Genomic DNA, 19080 nt, shown 5'->3' on the forward strand with positions numbered 1-19080 from the left:
ATTAATGATTAGATTAAAACATTCTATCTAAATAATTTTGCAAAATAAGCTGCGCAGCCAATTTATCAATAACTTTCTTACGTTTTCCACGGCTAACATCAGCTTGTTCAACCAACATTCGCTCTGCTTGAACAGTTGTCAAACGTTCATCTTGATAATCAACAGGAATATTGAAAAGTTCGTTGATTTTATCACCGTATGCCTTACTAGCTTCTACGCGAGGACCTTCTGTGTTATTCATATTTTTAGGCAAACCAACAACAAACTTATCAACCTTATACTGTTTAACTAACTCTTCAAGTCGTTCAAAACCAAATTCGCCAGCTTCTTCGTCAATTCTGACAATTTCTACGCCCTGTGCTGTAAATCCTAGCGGGTCACTGATAGCAACGCCAACTGTCTTTGAGCCAACGTCTAGTCCCATAATTCTCATTTCAAGTCAATTCCATTTCCTTTGAGATAGTAGCGGACAAGCTCTTCAACAATTTCATCTCGTTCGTATTTACGAATTTGATTTCTGGCATCATTGTAACGAGGAACATAAGCAGGGTCCCCACTTAAGACATAACCAACAATCTGATTGATTGGATTATACCCTTTTTCATCGAGAGAACGATACACAGTTGTTAAGGTTTCACTAATTTCTTTCTTGTTGCTATCGTCTAAATTAAAGCGTACAGTTTCATCTGTAAATCCCATACTTACACCTTCTTTCTAAAATAGCTGTCACTATTTATTATAGCTTATTCACAAAGATTTCACAAGAATCTGACTTTATTTCACCAAAGTTTATTTTCATTTTCAAATCCTTCATTTCAATTGTCCCATTAAGCAACCTTTGCCCCATCCCTCAACTATCACCAAACTTTTTACTATTTTTATAAAAATAAAAAAGCAAAGCACTCGTTTTTTCCACGCACAATCAACTACTATAACCCTTAAAAATTCCTCGATTCTAACAATATACGCTAAGGAAAATATCAAAAAAGCTCCTAAACGGAGCTTTTAGACTATCTATTACAACGCTGCACGAAGGCGAGCTTCTGCATTTTCCACATTACGAATGGAACGTGGCAAGAAAGCACGAATATCATCTTCTTTGTACCCTACTTGAAGGCGTTTATCGTCAATCAAAATTGGACTCTTCAAAATACGCGGATTTTCTTGAATAAGGTCAATAACCTCGCTCAGATTTAAATCCTCAATATCGCAGTCAAGTGCTTTTGCATAACGGTTTTTAGATGAAACGATACTTTCAATCCCGTTTTCTGTTTTAGTTAATATCGCTAAAATTTCTTCTCGTGTTAGTGGTTCTTTTCCTAAATTCTGTTCTTTATAAGGGAGCTGATGAGCGTTTAGCCATGTCTTGGCTTTCTTACAGCTTGTACAACTTGAAATTGTGTAAATTTTAATCATGTGCACTCTCACTTTCTATCCCATGATAGTTGTATTATAGCACACCAACCTTAACGAAAACATAGGACCTAAGACCTATTTTTTCAAAAAGTCAATTAAAAAGATTATTTTTTTCAATAAAAATCGAAAAAAATCATTTGTGATTTTGAAAACACTCCATTTATTTCTAAAAAAATCGAAAATCAGGTCAAATATTTTCATCTTAGATTGACATTCTTACACAAGAAAACCCCGAGACAATTGTCCCAGAGTTTCAACGTTATTATGAATTATTCTTCGATTTCGATAGCATCATCTAAATCAAGAACAACTTCGTCAACATTATCATTAGTTGCTGCTGATTCTTCAACAACATCTGCTGCTTTCTCATCTTCGGTTTCTTCTACGAGACCGTAGTGAACACGTACTTTGTGGTCGATTTCATCAAAGACTTCTGGGTGTTCTGCCAAGTATTTCTTCGCATTTTCAGAACCTTGTCCGATTTTCTCACCGTTATACGAGAACCAAGCACCTGCTTTTTTGATGATGTCTAGGTCGCTAGCAATCTTAACAAGCTCACCCGTACGTGAAATTCCTTCACCATACATAATTTCAACTTCAGCTGTTTTAAATGGTGGCGCAACTTTGTTTTTAACCACTTTGATTTTAGTTTCTTTACCGATATTGCTATCTTTTTGGTCACCAGAACCTTTGATTTGTGTGTTACCACGAACATCAAGACGAACTGACGCATAGAACTTAAGTGCGCGTCCACCAGGTGTTGTTTCTGGGTTACCAAACATCACACCAACTTTTTCGCGCAATTGGTTGATGAAAATAGCAATTGTTTTTGTTTTATTAATTGAAGCTGACAACTTACGCATTGCTTGACTCATCATACGAGCTTGCAAACCAACGTGATTATCACCAATGTCACCATCGATTTCGGCACGAGGTACAAGGGCAGCAACGGAATCGACAACGACGAGGTCAACAGCACCTGAGTCAATCAATTTTCCTGCAATTTCAAGACCTTGTTCCCCAGAGTCAGGTTGTGACAAGAGAAGCTCATCAATGTTAACACCAAGAGCCGCAGCATAAGCTGGGTCAAGTGCGTGTTCGGCATCGATAAAGGCAGCAATTCCACCTTCTTTTTGAGCTTGTGCTACTGCATGAAGCGCAACAGTTGTCTTACCAGAACTTTCAGGTCCATAAATTTCAATGATACGCCCTTTAGGGTAACCACCTGCACCCAAAGCAATATCAAGAGCCAAGCTACCTGAACTCATGACTTGAACTTTTTGTTCAGCACGTTCACCAAGGCGCATAACAGCTCCCTTACCGAAATCTTTTTCAATTAATTTCAAGGCATCATCAAGTGCCTTTTTACGCTCATCACCAAATTTTTTAGTGATAGCTTCTGTTTTCTTTGTCTTTTTAGCCAAATTTTTCCCTTTCTGTTTGTTCGAGATACTAACTCCATTATACCAAATTTTAGCCTTGTAATAAAGCTTGACGTACTAAGTTGAAAGCATATAAAGTAGCAATATAACGGACGTCTGAACGGCTTCGCCCACCTATAACAACACGAATAGAATGAACTTTTTCTCTAGTCGCAATACCAATGAAAACTGTTCCTGCTGGATGTCCTTCTAAGCTATCTGGTCCTGCAACACCTGTCAAACCGATACCAAAATCAGCATCTGTCAATAAACGTGATTGCTCTGCCATTTTTTCAGCTGTAAAGTGACTTACTACACCATGTTCTTGCAAATCTTTAAGAGGAATGTGAAGCATTTTTGATTTTTCTTCTATACTATACGTCACAAATCCGCCATTAAATACTGCAGATGACCCTGAAAAATCAGCGATACTAGATTGGAATAGCCCTGCGGTCAAACTTTCTGCAGCTGTAATAGTTTTGTGCTTTTCTTTCAACAAATCAAAAACAACACGCGCCATATTGTTATCATCACCGTAGCCATAAAGTAACTGTTCAAGAGGAATACTATTTAATGTTTTTTTGGCTAGAATTTTATGCTCTAGAGCATCCAATTTCGCTTTTGCTGACGTCACATCATCTGCCTTGGTTGATAAACGAAGTGTCACCTCACCTGTTTTCGCATACGGAGCAATCGTTGGGTCTGTTTGGTTATCAATCAAATCTGCCAAGACGGTCACTAACTGGCTTTCACCAATCCCAAAGAAACGCAACACACGTGAATAAAGCTGCTTATGGTCTCCAGACAACAAAGGCACTAGAGAATCCAATACCATTGGTTTTAATTCACTCGGTGGTCCAGGGAGAACAACGTAGGTCACGCCATTTACTTCTAGCACGCCACCAACAGCCAAACCAGTGCTATTTTGCAACGGTATTGACCCTTCAATCAGCTGTGCTTGACGTTCGTTATTAGCCGTTCTAGCAAACTGCGGACGTGTCGCAAAAAATTCGTCCAAACGCTTGTTAGCTTGTTCATCAAAGACTAAATCGCGTCCCAAATATTTTGCTAACGTTTGTTTTGTTAAATCGTCTTCTGTCGGACCAAGCCCTCCACATAAGACAACTAATTCACTTCGCTTGCTTGCTAAATCAATAACTGATAAAAGACGTTCTTCATTATCACCAACAGCTGTTTGAAAGAACACATCAATTCCTAACTTGGCAAATTCTTCCGATAAAAATTGAGCATTTGTATTTGTGATTTGTCCTGTTAGAATTTCTGTTCCCACAGCAATGATTTCAGCTTTCATAATTGCCACCTACTTATCTATTCGTAATTTAGTTTTATTCTATCAAAAAAAGCAACAAATTTGCTGCTTTTTGCTACAAAGCCAGATTTTAATGAGAAAATATTAGTTTAATATGTTGTCAACTTACTTTACTACTTTGTCAACTTAGGCTGTTTTCTTAACCATATAATGACTAGTAAAAACAAGAAAAGTAATGATGCCATAAAGTTGACTGCCATGACTTTTTCAACAGCAAATACTTTTACCATTAAGCTCAAAAGGCACAATAAACAAATACTTCCCAAGCGACTAATGGTCGATTTAAAGGAAACAAGAGACGAGATATTGTCAATTGACACCATTTTGTTGAAATAATAATTCAAAATAAATTCAATGACATAAAAAACAAAGATGAAAATAAAATAAGCTGGCAATAACACCCAAAGGTGTTTTGAAAGGAAGGTCAAAGGAAGAAAAATAATCAACAGACAAAACTTAATAAGCCCTGCGTATTTTTTAATCCCATCCATATTGATAGAATATGAAAACAGCGTGATAATTTGAAAAGCGATGTAAAAGGCTGGAAAATATTTGGTATCCACACCTTTACTCAGGAAAAACGATTGCCACAACTGAAAATGAGTTTGAAAAAAGATTTGCGTCAAGAAATCAAAAATCAGAATAACACCCAGTCGTGGTTGCTTTCTTAACTCGATAAAACTATCTGTAATCTGCTGTTTTAAAACAGAAACATGGCTCTCTTCTAGTGTCGTAGTTTTTAGATTTTCATTGAAAAAGAAAAATGTCACAAGAGTTGAAGCCACTAAAAAGGCGATACCTAAAACATAAATATTGATACCAATGCTTAGATAGAGAACACCACCCAGACTACTTCCCAATAAAAGCCCAACAATTTCCAAACGATTATTGAGCGCTAGAAATTTTCGAAGGTCGTCCTCACGATGAGCTATTTTTAATTGATTGATAATGTAGGCATCAAGCGTTCCACTATCCAAAGCCGAAGCAATCCCATAGCAAAACCAAGCAGCGAAGATAAGGTAAAAATTGTTACTAAAAAGGACAATCAAAAACATCACTATCAAAAATAACTTTGATAGACTATAAATATTTTTGCGGGAATAATTGTCTGCAATCAACCCGCTTGGAAATTCAAACAGAACAATCGCAATACTATAAGCTGATTGAACAATCAAAATCTGCGACAAACTCAACCCTTTTGACAATAGAATAACCGTTAAAATCGAGTGCGGCATGGAATAAGCCACCGTAACTAAAAAATTTGCCCAAAGGTAAACAAAAGTGTTCCTAGTAATACTTTTCATAACTCCCACCTACCCTCATCATATCAATTTTTCTTTACAGGATACTCTTATTTCCCGATGATGTCAAGATTTATTTGAAACTTTAAACTAAACCAGAAAAACAATCTTTTTGGCAGTTAGCACCACGTTTACACCTAATTGACAACCATGTAAACCTCATCAATGCCGTTTCTGCCAATAGAAGCAAGTAACACCGACACCTAGGCTTAACCCTATCCCCTCAAAAAGAAATAGCAATCGACCAGACTTCATGGTTAAAACACCAGAAATGATTAAAACAAGGAGAATTAGTAGTATTAAAAAACATTTGACATAGTTTTCTTCTTTTTTCATCCATTTCACCTATAAAATCTGACCAAATCACTAATGGCCAGCTTTCCTTTTATTGATATTGTGCAGCGGCTGCTTTGATTTCAGCAATTGTTGCGGATTGGATTGGGACACTAGTGTCAAAAGTAATCGTACCCTCTTCAGTTGTCAAACTACCAACAACTGTTGATTCTGCATCATCAGCTGAATAGCCAATTACTAGTGCTTTATCTGCGGGTGTTATTCCATCATCAATGACAACGATACATTTGTCATCAGACAAAACTCATCTGGATTTTCACCAGTGGCTCTAAAGTATTGAACAAATTCTCGAATAGTTGTATTACTAATCTGTGCCACCTCGTCATCAACTGATGATTGTTGTTTCACGACTGTATCTTTAGTATCAGCTGTCACAACCTTAGTTGGTTGAACCGAAGTTTGCTTTGTTGTCAAACTAGCACCAAATGCGCCTAATAAGGCAAAAGCTGAAAGTGATATAATAATATTCTTTCTCACCATATAAAACCTCCTTTAGTCTATCATACACCGAAAATAAAGTAAAATAACATTTTGTAGCGTTTAGTAACATTATTTACGGCGTTTTTTAATGAGCCAAAAGTATCCCACAAAAGCAAATAGAGCAGATAAATAATAACCAATCATTAAGCTAGTCGCTAGTGTATCCCTGATGAGTCGAAGTCCTGACATAAAACTTTCGCCAAAAGCACCGATAAATGGAATCAGATAAAAATACAACAAGAATACCCCAATTAAAACAAGGAGAACATTGCCAACCACTAACGATTGCTTGCCACGCCATTAATAAATCAGTAGCAAAACAATCAAAATACTAGCAACAAGCCAATGATTTTTCAAAAATGAAGTCCCTGAAATAGTCGTTAACTGATAACTTTCAACTGAAATACCAGACGCATACGGCAAAAAGAGACTGATAATATATGCAATTATAATTACAAATGGAAAATACTTTTTCATCCTAATAGTTCTCCTTTCACATCTATGCCAAATTTAATCTTGACTATACATTATTTTTTAAATATATACTTATATGATACAATAAAAACAACTCAACATAACATTTTGTAGCGTTTAGTAACACAAATTTTTTAGGAGATTAGGATATGCGTTGGGTTTTTGGAAAAGTTTATAAGGATATTCGGCAATCAAAGGGGTTAACACAGGAAGAAATTTGTGATGACATGCTCGCCCGCTCTACCCTGGCTCGTATCGAAGGCGGTCAAGTTATCCCTAAATTTGATACTTTCATTTTTCTTCTCCAGCAAATCAACATGAACTTGGAAGAATTTGAATACATTTGCAACGTCTATCAGCCAAGTGAACGTCAAAAATTATTAAATATCGCTAATAATAATCTATCAATTACCGACAACACCGAGCTCTTATCTCTCAAACGACAATGTCAAGAATATCTTCAAATACACTATGACATACCGATTCAACAACTTCTTGACAGACTAACTGTTACTATCCACGTAAGAGAATTTAGTGGGGAATCAAAAGATACTACCTTTCAAGAAACAACTCAGAAAATTTGGCATTATCTTGAAAAACAAAACACTTGGTATCAGAATGATTTCAAATTACTATTAACAATTCTTTACCATTTTCCACTAGAGACTCTGAAAACAATCACTCCCAAAATTTTAACTAACTTAGTCAAATACACCGACCTTTACAACATCAAGCCGTTGCAATTGACCTTGTTAACCAATCTCGCAAGCATTTATCTGGACAATCATCAAACCAAAGAATGTGAAACATTTTCTCTAGAAGCCCTAAAACTTGCTAAGGAATTAAAACGCTATGACTTTTTAGGAATTGCGCAAGTCCGCCTTGGCAGTTGTCGTGATGATAATAGCTTAATTGATAAAGGAATGTCTCTACTGCACTTAACCGAAAAAGGAGAAAAGATTTTTGAAGCACTTGAACAAGAAGTAGCAAAGCACAAGTAAATTTAAGCATATAAAAGCACTCCCCAACTGATAAGTTGAGGAGTGTTTCATGTGAAACAATAGCCAAAAAAGCTTTAAATTAAGCTTTCATCAACATTTTAAGGCTTGATTTAATGTATTGTTCTGCAGTTTCATTTGTTCCTTCAAAGAACTTGCGAATTTTCTTAAGCTCTGCTGCTTTGTAACCAAGCGCCAATAAAGCTTCCATAGCTTCTTCAAGTTGCTCGTTGGCAACTGTTTTTGTCTGAGAAGCTTTGCCATTTTCCACAGAAACATCGACAAATTTTCCATCCAAATCCAAAATCATTTGTTGAGCAGTTTTTTTACCAATTTTTGGGAATTTCATCAAATACTTGATATCACTTGTATCAATGGCATTGACCAAGCCCTCATTATCATCTACCGCAATGATGGCTAGCGCAGTTGTCGGACCAATCCCAGAAACCGAAATCAAATTGAGAAAGACTGCTTTTTCATCTTCTGTGTGAAACCCAAATAACAATTGAGCATCTTCACGCACCACTTGGTGAAGATAAACTTGCACCTCTTGGTTCATCAAATCTGAAAAGCTATAAGGGTTGGCAACGTTGATAATATAGCCCAAACCACCTGCTTCGACAACAATATATTTAGCTGTGATTTTGGTTAATTTTCCTTTGATATAATCGTACATTTTAGTATTTTCCTAACTCTCTTAAACTTGTGTGATTTTCCTGAATGCGACGGAACATTTTTTCCATGTCTGACTTGGTAAAGTTGACAAGTACTGGGCGTCCGTGTGGACAGTTATAAGGATTTTTACAGTGAGATAATTGCACTATCAACTGACGTGCTGAATAATCATCCAGTGTGTGATTAGCCTTGATTGATCGTTTACATGACATCATAATAGCCAGTTCGGCACGGTATTTTTTCACTGATACTTCATTTGTCAACAGCAACATGTCACACATTTCATAAACAGCTGTCTCAATTTCCTCTTCTTTCATCCAAATAGGATGCTCACGGAGAATAAAGGTATGATTACCATAGGGTTCCAAGTTAATCCCAACTTGATTCAACAGCTCCATTTTTTCTTGAAGCTTAATAAAATCAGCTCCTGAAAACTCAAATAAATATGGCATAAGAAGTTGTTGAAGAGAGTCATCAACTTCTCCAATTTTATCGCGATAATATTCATATTTAACACGTTCTTGCGCCGCATGCTGGTCAATAATATAAAGACCACCATTTCCTTGTGCAAATAGATAAGTCCCGTGCATTTGACCAAAATATTCTAATTCTGGGAATGTCGATGCTTCTTCACTATCCAGATTTTCAATCATCTTATTGAGTTTGCTTTTATTTTTAAAATCAAGCTCATCGTGGTCATCAGCCCCCTGATGTTCTACAGTTGAGCGCTGTGCAAATTTCACCGATGACTGATTGTCAACTTCCTTGACATAGTTGTCAACCTCATTGAATAACTGTACTGGTTGCTCTTCAACCGTATCTGACTTGACAAAGAAATCACGACGTTCTTTATCATAATAAAGATCTGTTTGTTTCAACGGCAAGCTCGTTTGCTCTGGTTTCGGAAGCCCACGTGTGCTTGATTTCGCCAGATTTTCTAGAGCATCAGGTATCAAATCTTGCTCACGCAGACTCTCTGCAATAGCAGAGCTGATTAAGCTCATTAATTCTTTTTCCTTTGAAATACGAACTTCTTGCTTCGTTGGGTGAACATTGACATCAGCTAAATAAGGGTCGATTTGAATGTCGATAACAGCAATCGGAAAACGTCCCACCATCAATTTTGAACCATAACCATCCAAAATCGCACGATTGAGCAAAAAGTTTTTAATATAACGACCGTTAATCAAAATCGTAATATAGTTTCGGTTCGCTCGTGTCAATTCTGGCAGACTAATGTAACCAGACACTTCAAAATCGAGGTCAGCATTCGAAATCTCAATCATTTTTTTAGCCGTATTAAGCCCATAAATACCAGCAATTGCTTGTCTCAAATCACCAGTACCAGATGTTGTTGTCATTTGACGACCATCATTAATCAAGCTAAAAGCCACCTCTGGGTGCGCCAAGCTCAAACGATTCACCACATCAACAATATGAGCTAATTCGGATTGGAGGCTTTTCATGTATTTAAGACGTGCTGGCGTATTATAAAAGAGATTTTCAACCGTAATTTTGGTTCCAACGGGTGTAGAAATCGGTTCTCGTTTTTCGATTTCACCACCTTTGGCTACTAGCAACGTTCCATGATTTTCATCTGCCGTTGCTGTTTTGACTGTAAAATGACTAATGGAGGCAATTGACGGTATCGCTTCGCCACGAAAACCTAACGTCCTAATGCGGAAAAGGTCTGCTTGATTTTTAATTTTACTTGTGGCATGGCGGTGTAAACTTAACGCAACATCATCTTGAGCAATTCCTTCGCCATTATCTGTCACTTGAATTTTCTTTAAACCAGCTTCTTCAATTTCAATGGTGATTTGGCTGCTCCCTGCATCAATCGAATTTTCCACCAATTCTTTGACAACGCTAGCTGGTCGTTCAATAACTTCACCCGCTGCAATTTGGTTAGCCAAAACCTCTGGCAACTCAATAATTTTACTCATGATTTATTTATTAGCAAGCCTTTTAAAGGCAGCCTTATTCCTTTCATTCTTGCTTGTTTATCCTCTATTATAACACAAACTAAAAAGGCAATCTTCTTTAAGACTGCCTCTTATTGTTACAACATATTTTTTAATTCATAAATAACATTCATGGCTTGCATTGGTGTTAAATTCATCAAATCCACTTTTTTGAGTACTTTAATCACTTCTTGATTAGATGAGTCATCAGCAAATAAACTTAGTTGCTCTGCCACTGGTTCTGCTACTTCTGATTTTATAGTAATTGGCTCAGCTTCCACCTCAGGGGTCAATTGAAGCTGCGCAGCACCTGATTCTAAATTTGTCAAGATACTGTCCGCACGTTGTAATAATTCTTCTGGTAAACCAGCAATTTTTGCAACATGAACCCCGTAAGATTTGTCTGCTGGACCTTCTGCAATTTTATGAAGAAAAGTCACATCACCATTTTTCTCAAGAGTCGCAACGTGAACATTGACAAGGTGCGTCAAGATCGTTGACAAAGCTGTCAACTCATGATAATGGGTTGCAAACATGGTCTTTGCACCAATATGATCATGGATATATTCAATGATTGATTGCGCCAAAGCCATACCGTCATAGGTTGCTGTACCACGACCTAGCTCATCAAAAAGAATCAAGGATTGAGAACTTGCACGTTTGATAGCTTGGTTAGCTTCCATCATTTCCACCATAAACGTTGACTGTCCTGAAATCAAATCATCTGCCGCACCAATACGCGTGAAAATCGCATCAAACACTGGTAAATTGACACTTTCAGCAGCTACGTAAGACCCCATTTGAGCCATAATAACGGTCAAGGCAAGTTGACGCATATAAGTTGATTTACCACTCATATTTGGACCAGTAATAAGCTGAATGTTGATATCGGCATCAAACGTAATCGTATTAGGAATATATTCTTGCGTTCCCATGACTTTTTCAACGACCGCATGACGACCTTTTTCAATTTTAATCTCATGGCTATCGTTGAATGTTGGACGAACATAATGATTATTTTCTGCAACAACGGCTAAACTTTGTAAAACGTCAACGGTTGAAAGCGCCTTAGCCAAGTCTTGCAAACGAGTAATGTAACGCTCAACTTGTCCGCGAACGCGCATAAAAATATCGTATTCCAGACTCGCTGATTGCTCACGCGCCTCAAGCATTTCACCTTCAATTTTAGCTAATTCTGCCGTACCAAAACGCTCTGAATTCTTCAAAGTTGCTTTACGGAAGAAGTAATCTGGCACCAAAGAAAGGTTAGAATTTGTTACATGGAAATAGTAACCATCTTTTTTATTGTAATCAATTTTTAGGTTTGTAATACCACTTGCCGCACGTTCTTTGGCTTCAATCTCAGCAATCCAGCTTGTCCCTTCGCGCATGACTTTACGATATTTGTCCAAAGTTTCATCAAAACCAGTTCTGATAATACTTCCTTCCGTAATCACTGCTTGAGCATCTGGGTCAATAGCAGAGCTAATCAATGACTCTAGCTCTGGTAAAGTGTCAATGCTGTTGACAAGCTTGTCAAGGTAAGGACTATCAAAAGATTCCAAGATAGCCTTAATAGTTGGCACTTGTCCCAAAGTGTGACCAAGTTGAAGCAAATCTTTTGGATTGGCTTTTCCAAATGACACACGACTAGCCAAACGCTCAATATCATAAACGCCTTTTAGACTGTCCGTCAAATCACTACGTTCAAAGAAGTTGTCTAAGAAAACTTGGACAATATTTTGGCGTTCCTCAATTTGTTCTTGATTAACCAATGGACGATCAATCCAGTTACGCAACAAACGCATCCCCATAGCCGTCTTAGTTTCATCAAGCAACCAGTAAAGACTACCGTGCTTCTTGCTTGTGCGGGCATTTTCTAGCAAATCAAGACTTGATTTTGTCGTATAAGACATTTGTAGATAGTCTTTGATTTCATAGTGAACCAGCTTTTGCAAGTGACTGAGTTCACGTTTTTGTGTCGTATGAACGTATTGAAGTAATTTTTCAGCAGCAGAAATCTCTAACGCTGTTAAATTCGGGTCAATCAAATGCACATCTTCATAGCGCTCTTGCTCAAACGATAATAAGAGATTGAGTTGTTTAACCAAGCTGTGTTGCTCATCTTCAGAAAGGTCATAACCAACCACGATTTCACGAGCCTTGAGGTTTAAAATCTCACTTTTTAGGCTTGTAAAATCAGACAAACTTGTCGCGTAAAACTCACCCGTTGACACATCCATATAAGCCAAACCAAAGTTTTTGCCATCAGAATCAATAGCCACCAAGAAATTGTTAGCATTATCTGGTTTAGAGGAATCGACAGCTGTCCCTGGCGTAATCACTTGAACGACTTCACGTTTAACCACACCGACGGCTTGTTTTGGGTCTTCCATTTGCTCAGCAATTGCCACCTTGTAACCCATTTCCACTAATACATCAATGTATTGTTGCGCAGAATGATAAGGCACACCTGCCATTGGAATTGGATTGTCAGCATTTTTATTACGACTAGTTAAACTAATCTCTAAAATCTGTGCAGCTTTAACCGCATCATCATAAAATAATTCATAAAAGTCTCCCATGCGGAAAAGTAAAAAAGCATCTGGATAATCTTTTTTTACGTCCAAATACTGTTGCATGCCTGGAGAAATTTTATCTTTTGTCATTATTAGTTAACTCCTCGTTAATTTTCGTTTCCAAGTTTTTCGTGATGTATTGAACCAAATCACTAGCATCTTGCATCTTGTTACGATAATCTTTGACAATCGGGAGATCCGATAAGTCTTTTTGTAGCTGGTCAGCTTGTTTTCCTGCTGCTTCTTCAGCCACTAACTTGTCAATCTTGTGATAAAGCACAGCCTCCTGCTGATAAGCTTTCATATCGTCAACAAGACTGTCAAGTTCTGGAAAAGTTTTGATTTTTTGTTCTACTTTTTGAAATTCTTGCACACTATCGTGCTTTTGAATAGCTTGAACTAACTTGTCCACTGCTTGGTCGTACTTACTCATAAGCTCGTTGATAAGTCTCTTTCAAATGCTTGAGCTGTCTCTTCATCTTTACAGATAACAAGCAAAGTATCCGCACCTGCCACCGTTCCAAGAATCTCTGGAATGTCGCTACTATCAATCAAGTTTGCCAAAACATCTGCTTCACCAAGATTAGTATGAAGAACAAGCATGAACCCAGCACGAGCAACTTTCAAAATATATGAGCGGATATTAGCACCAAAAGTTGTCTCTGATGTTTCTGATAAACTATAATAAAGCTTACCTGATGAATCACGTAATTTCAAAAGACCAATCTCACGAAGGTCACGTGACAAGGTTGCTTGAGTGACACTAATCCCTTCTTCTTGCAAATGACGCTTGATTTCTTCTTGTGTTCCAATATGACCTGATTGAATCAAACGTTTGATTCGATTTTGACGTTCTATTTTATTCATATAACTTTCCCTTTGTGTATATTTATCCTTAAAATTATACCAAAAAAAAGAAAATTTTTCATCTCTCTTTTGCGCTGTTTTCCTTATGATAACTTATTTTTTACTGCTTCAAATGTTTTCTTTCAGCTAATCTCGTTTATTTCTTATTTTTATGTTAAAATAATATGACTAACTAATTTAGGAGAAACTCATGGATACAAAACGTACAATTGCTGAACGCATTCAAAATATTGTTCCAGAATTAGACCAAGAACAAATTATTAATCTACTTGAAATTCCAAAAAATTCTGATATGGGTGACCTTGCTTTTCCTGCTTTCTCATTAGCAAAAATCCTTCGCAAAGCACCCCAAATGATTGCTGCTGATGTTGCCGAAAAAATGGATGCAACTGGCTTTGAAAAAATCGAAGCTGTCGGTCCATACATCAACTTCTTCCTTGATAAGAAAAGCATTTCTGCTGATGTTTTAGGTCAAGTTATTGCAAACGGAAGCGACTATGCTAGTCAAGATTTAGGAGAAGGTCGCAACGTTGCTATCGATATGTCAAGCCCAAACATTGCTAAACCATTCTCAATTGGACACCTTCGTTCAACCGTTATCGGTGATAGCTTGGCTAATATTTTTGAAAAACTTGGTTATAAAGCTGTTAAAATCAACCACCTCGGTGACTGGGGTAAACAATTCGGTATGTTGATTGTTGCCTACAAAAAATGGGGTGACGAAGAAGCTGTTAAAGCTCACCCAATCGACGAACTCTTGAAACTTTACGTTCGTATCAACGCTGAAGCTGAGATACAACCAGAACTTGATGAAGAAGCTCGCGAATGGTTCCGTAAATTGGAAGTAGGCGACGAAGAAGCTATCTCACTATGGCAATGGTTCCGTGACGAAAGTCTTGTTGAATTTAACCGCCTTTACAATGAACTTAGTGTTTCATTTGACAGCTTTAACGGTGAAGCTTTCTACAACGATAAAATGGATGAAGTTGTCGATATCTTGACTGAAAAAGGTCTTCTTGAAGAATCTCAAGGTGCTCAAGTTGTTAACCTTGAAAAATACGGTATCGAACATCCAGCATTGATTAAAAAATCTGACGGTGCAACACTTTACATCACACGTGACCTGGCTGCCGCTCTTTACCGCAAACGTACTTATGACTTTGCCAAAGCCATCTACGTCGTTGGTAACGAACAATCAGCTCACTTCAAACAATTGAAAGCCGTTCTTAACGAAATGGGATTTGAATGGAATGAAGATATTACTCACGTTCCATTTGGACTTGTTACTAAAGAAGGTAAAAAACTGTCAACTCGTAAAGGTAATGTTATCCTTCTTGAACCAACAATTGCCGAAGCTGTCAAACGCGCTGAAGACCAAATCAATGCTAAAAATCCTAACCTTGCTGACAAGGAAGCAGTCGCTCACGCTGTTGGCGTCGGTGCTATCAAATTCTACGATTTGAAAACAGACCGTTTGAATGGCTATGACTTTGACCTTGATGCTATGGTATCATTTGAAGGTGAAACTGGACCTTACGTACAATATGCACACGCACGTATCCAATCTATTCTTCGTAAAGCTGAGTTTACACCATCTGTCAACCAAATTTACAGTCTTGATGATACTGAAAGCTGGGAAATTGTAAAACTTATCCAAGACTTCCCACGCATCATCAAACGTGCCGCTGACAACTTTGAACCTTCTATTGTTGCAAAATTTGCTATCAATCTAGCCCAAAGCTTCAACAAATACTATGCACACACACGTATCCTTGATGAAAGCCCAGAACGTGATAGCCGCCTAGCACTTAGCTACGCTACTGCAACTGTTCTAAAAGAAGCGCTCCGTCTTCTCGGTGTTGAAGCACCAAACGAAATGTAATTATTTCTTTATAAAAGCAAAGAGAACGAGATTATTTTCCGTTCTTTTTTTCTTGATCTTTTTCTATCAAAATTATAAACTGTGAGCATAACAACCAAGGAGATTTTGTTTATGGAAAAAGGAAATCAATTAATGCAAAAACTTAGTAAAGCCTATGCTAGCCTACCAGATAACGAGCCACTGAAAGCAGATATTTTTGCAGTAGCGCAGGATTTAGAAAAAAATGAAAATGACCAGTTGACACGTACAAAACTGGCGCATGCCATTTCTCAACATTTACTAACACATCATCTCAAAACAGAATCTGAAATCACAGCACTTTACAACGAAGTTGCTGACAGTCCTGAAAAATATAAAGTGAATGCCGCTTTAGCTATCATGCTAGGTAGTCTATTTCACCCCTAACAAAAAAGGGTAGGCTTGTAACATATGCTCAAACTTTCAAGCAGAAAGAGATAGAGTCTGCAAAATGGAAGTAAATTAAAAAATGCTACGCAAAGTAGCAGGAAAAGCCGAAATGTAATCCCTGCATGCTTGCAATGCAAAATCCGTTCTCCTATACTTAAGTCTGTCAATAAGCATCCGCTGAGTGGCGGGTAGGCTTCATATCAGGTGAGGCCATCAATCAATTTAAGGAGGTCACAGGTATATGACACTTGCAGAGAAACTGAAATCCATGCGCAAGCAGACAGGACTGTCGCAGGAGCAGTTAGCCGAAAAGCTCGGCGTTTCAAGACAGGCAGTTACAAAATGGGAAACAGACGCAGGCATCCCCGATATTGAAAATGTAATGGCAATCTCGGCGCTGTTTGATATTTCTATGGACGAATTGCTTTCTAATGAAAAGGGAGCAAAAAAGCCGACGGATTATCTGTTTGAAAGCATCACCGAGTATGATATTGACGAGCCGAAACGATTCGATATGAAGTTTGGCGGGGCAAAGAAATTTGTGTTGTCTGGCTGCGAGAGCGAGAAAATCCACATCCGTCTGGTATCCAATACGCTCTCCACACTCCAAAATGATTTTAAGGTCAAAATTGACGACATCAGAAAGAGAATTGATGTCGATGTAAACCGTCGAAACGGTGTATCTGAGGCAACAGCAAAGGAAGATGTCAGCATCTTTGTCCAAATTCCTTCTCCTTATATCTGGAAGATCGAATGCGCTGTCAACGCGGAAACCGTAGAAATCCGTTCTCTGGAATGTGACAGCATAGAGCTTGACGTAAAGACGCCGCATATTGCTTTGGAGGAGGTTTCCGGCACGGTAGAAATCAATTGTAATCTTGATATGGAAGTAGTCTGCCGTCCCTTAAACGGTGAGGTGGACATTAACCAGGTATCCGCAACCTCAAAAATTTGTATCTCGGAGAATGCCGTATTTACAGCCGTTACAAAGGGTATCGGAACAAGCATATCTTATGAAAAAGACGGACAGCAAGCGGAACGCTTTGATACACCTGACGCCGAAAATATCATTGAGCTGAACGGTATTAAAAGTGAGCTTGTCATCTGTGCAAATGGGAACAGGGGCTGACGAGATGAAAGCAAATTACCTGAAAAAATATATCATCAGCTCCTATATCCTCGTCTGGATACTCATTATTTTCGTAGCAGGCGCAACCAGTCTGGTATTCCATGCGCCGCCTGTCATTATGTGGATCGTGCGAAATCTTATCGCATGGTCGCCAACCTACCTGCTTTTACTTGGGTGGAAATATTTCAGACCTGACGAAACAAGGACGGCTTTTGTGAAGCGATGCTTTTCCGGGAAAGTAAAGCTGCTCCCGCTGCTGCTTTCTTTTGCTATCACCTTTAGTATTAGTGCGTTGTCACTGTTCCTTTATTCCGTTATAACAGGAAAATCAATGCTATCCTACATCAATCCGGGAAGCACTGCATTGCCGCTCAGTATCTTCCTCTCCCTGACTTCCGGACCGACCGGAGAGGAATTGGGATGGCGTGGCTTTATGCGGGAGGAGTTTAATAAAAAGTACGGCTTTCTGAAATCCTCTGTCTGTCAGGGCTTGGTATGGTGCTTCTGGCATACTCTGTTATGGGTGGTGGATTCTGATTTTACCGACTGGAGAGCGATTCCATATATCATTTCCAATATCGTTGTGATTACATCCATCACAATCCTGATGAATATTTTTCTGGAGCGAGATAACAACCTGATCTATTCGGTATTGCTGCACTTCGGCTTTAATATCTTTTATGTGTTTCTGGATGCGGATATCGGCTTCTTTGAGATTTTGACCGCCTTGTATCTGGTCATTACGCCGATTGCCGTGCTTGTAAGAAATAAGACTGCTGAAAAGCTTTTGAAAAATACGGAAAGCAAGGAAAGGAAAATAGAACAATGAGCAATTTAGAGAAAATCCAGAAAGGAATGCGGGTACTGCAAACACTCTCGAAAATCATTCTGATACTTGCAATCGTGGGTACAGCTTTGACAGCAATCGTGGCAGCTCTTGTGGCAGCGGATGTGTTAAGTCTGGAAAACCGATTTCTTCATTTTCTGTCCGCTGTGGCTGAAATAACCAAGGGACAGCTTATAGGAACTTTGCTTGCTGCGGCTACCTCTTTGCTGCTTAGCGGCATTTTTACGGCATTTGTTTATCGCTACTTTACAGCGGAACTAAAAGAAGGAACGCCTTTTACAAACGCAGGTGCAGACAGAATAAAGCAGCTCGGAATTATGCAAATTGTATTGGCGGTTGTATCTGCGGCAATTACAGACGGTATCTACGATAAAATCAATCTTTCGGATTGGAACAGATTTGACGATGCAGGCAGCATTACGCTGGGCATTTGCCTTATTTTAATCGCTATGGTTGTTCGTTACGGTGCGGAGTTGGAGCATAGAAAACAGAGCTAATAAAAATGCAGTTCATCGCTTGTGGGCAACACATTCGCTGTTTGTGAGGAAGAGTTTTTGCGATGCCTATATCATTATCGGCAAAATGTGTATAGCCTTTTTTTACTTTTTTCCAGACTCTAATATCGGATATAAATTTATTAGCGTATCTTTCTTTAATATTCGCCATCGGAACAAATGATACTTCGGTATTATCATCAATACCATTGCGAGGATTTATTACACAAGCTTTTTTTATTCGCACCCATTCCCAATTACCAGGTACATCAAAAGGTATTTCGTCTTCGATACATTTTACCGTGCCATCGGAGAATTTCTCATAATGTAAATTATCATCAGGTTTTAGGGTGCCCCTAACAAGTCTTTTACCGTTTGGAAAACTGTGTTTATCCAAATGGTCTGCTCGCTAAGTTTATACATTTTAATCTAACAAATAAAATTAAGGCACAACCAGCGGA

General features: G+C 38.2%; 23 protein-coding genes. 6 read left to right on the forward strand and 17 right to left on the reverse strand.

The features are described 5' to 3' along the window. Positions 1-13: 13 nt before the first annotated feature. From ruvX to CCC20_RS05290, 11 genes are all read right to left on the reverse strand, one after another. Positions 14-433 (reverse strand): Holliday junction resolvase RuvX, encoded by a 420-nt coding sequence (gene ruvX, locus CCC20_RS05240; RefSeq protein WP_013852327.1) that lies wholly within the window; start codon positions 431-433, stop codon positions 14-16. Continuing rightward, on the reverse strand, positions 430-699 hold the full coding sequence (locus CCC20_RS05245; RefSeq protein ID WP_003066890.1) for an IreB family regulatory phosphoprotein: 270 nt from the start codon (positions 697-699) through the stop codon (positions 430-432). Before CCC20_RS05245 ends, ruvX begins: the two co-directional genes overlap by 4 nt. A gap of 318 nt (positions 700-1017) precedes the next feature. Further along, on the reverse strand, positions 1018-1416 hold the full coding sequence (gene spx, locus CCC20_RS05250; protein WP_003066893.1) for a transcriptional regulator Spx: 399 nt from the start codon (positions 1414-1416) through the stop codon (positions 1018-1020). A 269-nt stretch (positions 1417-1685) separates the two neighbouring features. Beyond that, a complete protein-coding gene (gene recA / locus CCC20_RS05255) occupies positions 1686-2840 on the reverse strand; it encodes a recombinase RecA (protein WP_009855165.1) in 1155 nt (384 codons plus the stop codon). Between the two features lie 49 nt (positions 2841-2889). Continuing rightward, positions 2890-4149, reverse strand: a complete 1260-nt coding sequence (locus CCC20_RS05260; protein WP_003066899.1) for a competence/damage-inducible protein A — start codon at positions 4147-4149, stop codon at positions 2890-2892. 131 nt (positions 4150-4280) lie between these two features. Next, positions 4281-5471, reverse strand: a complete 1191-nt coding sequence (locus CCC20_RS05265) for an MFS transporter (protein WP_048790986.1) — start codon at positions 5469-5471, stop codon at positions 4281-4283. 159 nt (positions 5472-5630) lie between these two features. Then, complete coding sequence (locus CCC20_RS05270) at positions 5631-5804, reverse strand: hypothetical protein (RefSeq protein ID WP_048790985.1); 174 nt, start codon at positions 5802-5804, stop codon at positions 5631-5633. A 49-nt stretch (positions 5805-5853) separates the two neighbouring features. Beyond that, positions 5854-6063: a hypothetical protein gene (locus tag CCC20_RS05275; RefSeq protein ID WP_231729899.1), complete on the reverse strand. Its 210-nt coding sequence runs from the start codon at positions 6061-6063 to the stop codon at positions 5854-5856. After that, positions 6021-6302, reverse strand: a complete 282-nt coding sequence (locus CCC20_RS05280) for a hypothetical protein (protein ID WP_003066911.1) — start codon at positions 6300-6302, stop codon at positions 6021-6023. Before CCC20_RS05280 ends, CCC20_RS05275 begins: the two co-directional genes overlap by 43 nt. A gap of 69 nt (positions 6303-6371) precedes the next feature. After that, complete coding sequence (locus CCC20_RS05285; RefSeq protein WP_231729898.1) at positions 6372-6542, reverse strand: hypothetical protein; 171 nt, start codon at positions 6540-6542, stop codon at positions 6372-6374. A gap of 60 nt (positions 6543-6602) precedes the next feature. Next, complete coding sequence (locus tag CCC20_RS05290; protein ID WP_003066916.1) at positions 6603-6779, reverse strand: hypothetical protein; 177 nt, start codon at positions 6777-6779, stop codon at positions 6603-6605. Between the two features lie 146 nt (positions 6780-6925). On the opposite strand from CCC20_RS05290, the gene CCC20_RS05295 reads away from it, so the two are divergent. Then, positions 6926-7777 (forward strand): helix-turn-helix domain-containing protein, encoded by an 852-nt coding sequence (locus CCC20_RS05295; protein WP_270619799.1) that lies wholly within the window; start codon positions 6926-6928, stop codon positions 7775-7777. 79 nt (positions 7778-7856) lie between these two features. Here CCC20_RS05295 and ruvA read toward each other — a convergent pair whose 3' ends face one another. From ruvA to argR, 5 genes are all read right to left on the reverse strand, one after another. Next, positions 7857-8450 (reverse strand): Holliday junction branch migration protein RuvA, encoded by a 594-nt coding sequence (gene ruvA / locus CCC20_RS05300; protein WP_287179424.1) that lies wholly within the window; start codon positions 8448-8450, stop codon positions 7857-7859. A 1-nt stretch (position 8451) separates the two neighbouring features. After that, positions 8452-10395 (reverse strand): DNA mismatch repair endonuclease MutL, encoded by a 1944-nt coding sequence (gene mutL, locus CCC20_RS05305; RefSeq protein WP_287179425.1) that lies wholly within the window; start codon positions 10393-10395, stop codon positions 8452-8454. A gap of 116 nt (positions 10396-10511) precedes the next feature. Further along, positions 10512-13082: a DNA mismatch repair protein MutS gene (gene mutS / locus CCC20_RS05310; protein ID WP_287179427.1), complete on the reverse strand. Its 2571-nt coding sequence runs from the start codon at positions 13080-13082 to the stop codon at positions 10512-10514. After that, positions 13069-13425, reverse strand: a complete 357-nt coding sequence (locus CCC20_RS05315) for a YlbF family regulator (RefSeq protein WP_003066927.1) — start codon at positions 13423-13425, stop codon at positions 13069-13071. Before CCC20_RS05315 ends, mutS begins: the two co-directional genes overlap by 14 nt. Beyond that, positions 13422-13859, reverse strand: a complete 438-nt coding sequence (gene argR, locus CCC20_RS05320) for an arginine repressor (protein ID WP_003066930.1) — start codon at positions 13857-13859, stop codon at positions 13422-13424. The genes CCC20_RS05315 and argR overlap by 4 nt, the downstream gene beginning before the upstream one ends. Positions 13860-14049: 190 nt before the next feature. Here argR and argS point away from each other — a divergent pair, with 190 nt between their 5' ends. The 5 genes from argS (at position 14050) to CCC20_RS05345 (ending at position 18622) form a co-directional block, all read left to right on the forward strand. Further along, complete coding sequence (gene argS, locus CCC20_RS05325) at positions 14050-15741, forward strand: arginine--tRNA ligase (RefSeq protein ID WP_270619794.1); 1692 nt, start codon at positions 14050-14052, stop codon at positions 15739-15741. A 111-nt stretch (positions 15742-15852) separates the two neighbouring features. Then, positions 15853-16146, forward strand: a complete 294-nt coding sequence (locus tag CCC20_RS05330; protein WP_270619793.1) for a bacteriocin immunity family protein — start codon at positions 15853-15855, stop codon at positions 16144-16146. A gap of 244 nt (positions 16147-16390) precedes the next feature. Next, on the forward strand, positions 16391-17278 hold the full coding sequence (locus CCC20_RS05335; protein ID WP_270619791.1) for a helix-turn-helix transcriptional regulator: 888 nt from the start codon (positions 16391-16393) through the stop codon (positions 17276-17278). Between the two features lie 4 nt (positions 17279-17282). Further along, entirely contained in the window at positions 17283-18107 is an 825-nt protein-coding gene (locus CCC20_RS05340) for a CPBP family intramembrane glutamic endopeptidase (protein WP_270619789.1), read from the forward strand. Beyond that, complete coding sequence (locus CCC20_RS05345) at positions 18104-18622, forward strand: hypothetical protein (protein ID WP_287179432.1); 519 nt, start codon at positions 18104-18106, stop codon at positions 18620-18622. The genes CCC20_RS05340 and CCC20_RS05345 overlap by 4 nt, the downstream gene beginning before the upstream one ends. Here the strand turns inward: CCC20_RS05345 and CCC20_RS05350 are convergent. Next, positions 18573-19016: a restriction endonuclease subunit S domain-containing protein gene (locus CCC20_RS05350; protein WP_181965468.1), complete on the reverse strand. Its 444-nt coding sequence runs from the start codon at positions 19014-19016 to the stop codon at positions 18573-18575. The two genes, CCC20_RS05345 and CCC20_RS05350, sit on opposite strands and share 50 nt — an antisense overlap. Positions 19017-19080: the final 64 nt, after the last annotated feature.

The sequence above is a fragment of the Streptococcus sp. LMAG:39 genome (assembly GCF_008680485.1).
In the GTDB taxonomy this organism is placed as follows: Bacteria; Bacillota; Bacilli; order Lactobacillales; family Streptococcaceae; genus Streptococcus; species Streptococcus pasteurianus.

What these genes read in the sequence shown, in the direction of transcription:
- CCC20_RS05290 (WP_003066916.1), bottom strand. Translation starts at nt 6,779, where the DNA reads ATGAAAAAGTATTTTCCATTTGTAATTATAATTGCATATATTATCAGT.
- mutL (WP_287179425.1), bottom strand. Translation starts at nt 10,395, where the DNA reads ATGAGTAAAATTATTGAGTTGCCAGAGGTTTTGGCTAACCAAATTGCA.
- CCC20_RS05315 (WP_003066927.1), bottom strand. Translation starts at nt 13,425, where the DNA reads ATGAGTAAGTACGACCAAGCAGTGGACAAGTTAGTTCAAGCTATTCAA.
- CCC20_RS05295 (WP_270619799.1), top strand. Translation starts at nt 6,926, where the DNA reads ATGCGTTGGGTTTTTGGAAAAGTTTATAAGGATATTCGGCAATCAAAG.
- ruvA (WP_287179424.1), bottom strand. Translation starts at nt 8,450, where the DNA reads ATGTACGATTATATCAAAGGAAAATTAACCAAAATCACAGCTAAATAT.
- CCC20_RS05245 (WP_003066890.1), bottom strand. Translation starts at nt 699, where the DNA reads ATGGGATTTACAGATGAAACTGTACGCTTTAATTTAGACGATAGCAAC.
- argR (WP_003066930.1), bottom strand. Translation starts at nt 13,859, where the DNA reads ATGAATAAAATAGAACGTCAAAATCGAATCAAACGTTTGATTCAATCA.
- CCC20_RS05270 (WP_048790985.1), bottom strand. Translation starts at nt 5,804, where the DNA reads ATGAAAAAAGAAGAAAACTATGTCAAATGTTTTTTAATACTACTAATT.
- CCC20_RS05260 (WP_003066899.1), bottom strand. Translation starts at nt 4,149, where the DNA reads ATGAAAGCTGAAATCATTGCTGTGGGAACAGAAATTCTAACAGGACAA.
- argS (WP_270619794.1), top strand. Translation starts at nt 14,050, where the DNA reads ATGGATACAAAACGTACAATTGCTGAACGCATTCAAAATATTGTTCCA.
- CCC20_RS05265 (WP_048790986.1), bottom strand. Translation starts at nt 5,471, where the DNA reads ATGAAAAGTATTACTAGGAACACTTTTGTTTACCTTTGGGCAAATTTT.
- CCC20_RS05280 (WP_003066911.1), bottom strand. Translation starts at nt 6,302, where the DNA reads ATGGTGAGAAAGAATATTATTATATCACTTTCAGCTTTTGCCTTATTA.
- mutS (WP_287179427.1), bottom strand. Translation starts at nt 13,082, where the DNA reads ATGACAAAAGATAAAATTTCTCCAGGCATGCAACAGTATTTGGACGTA.
- CCC20_RS05340 (WP_270619789.1), top strand. Translation starts at nt 17,283, where the DNA reads ATGAAAGCAAATTACCTGAAAAAATATATCATCAGCTCCTATATCCTC.
- ruvX (WP_013852327.1), bottom strand. Translation starts at nt 433, where the DNA reads ATGAGAATTATGGGACTAGACGTTGGCTCAAAGACAGTTGGCGTTGCT.
- CCC20_RS05335 (WP_270619791.1), top strand. Translation starts at nt 16,391, where the DNA reads ATGACACTTGCAGAGAAACTGAAATCCATGCGCAAGCAGACAGGACTG.
- CCC20_RS05330 (WP_270619793.1), top strand. Translation starts at nt 15,853, where the DNA reads ATGGAAAAAGGAAATCAATTAATGCAAAAACTTAGTAAAGCCTATGCT.
- spx (WP_003066893.1), bottom strand. Translation starts at nt 1,416, where the DNA reads ATGATTAAAATTTACACAATTTCAAGTTGTACAAGCTGTAAGAAAGCC.
- CCC20_RS05345 (WP_287179432.1), top strand. Translation starts at nt 18,104, where the DNA reads ATGAGCAATTTAGAGAAAATCCAGAAAGGAATGCGGGTACTGCAAACA.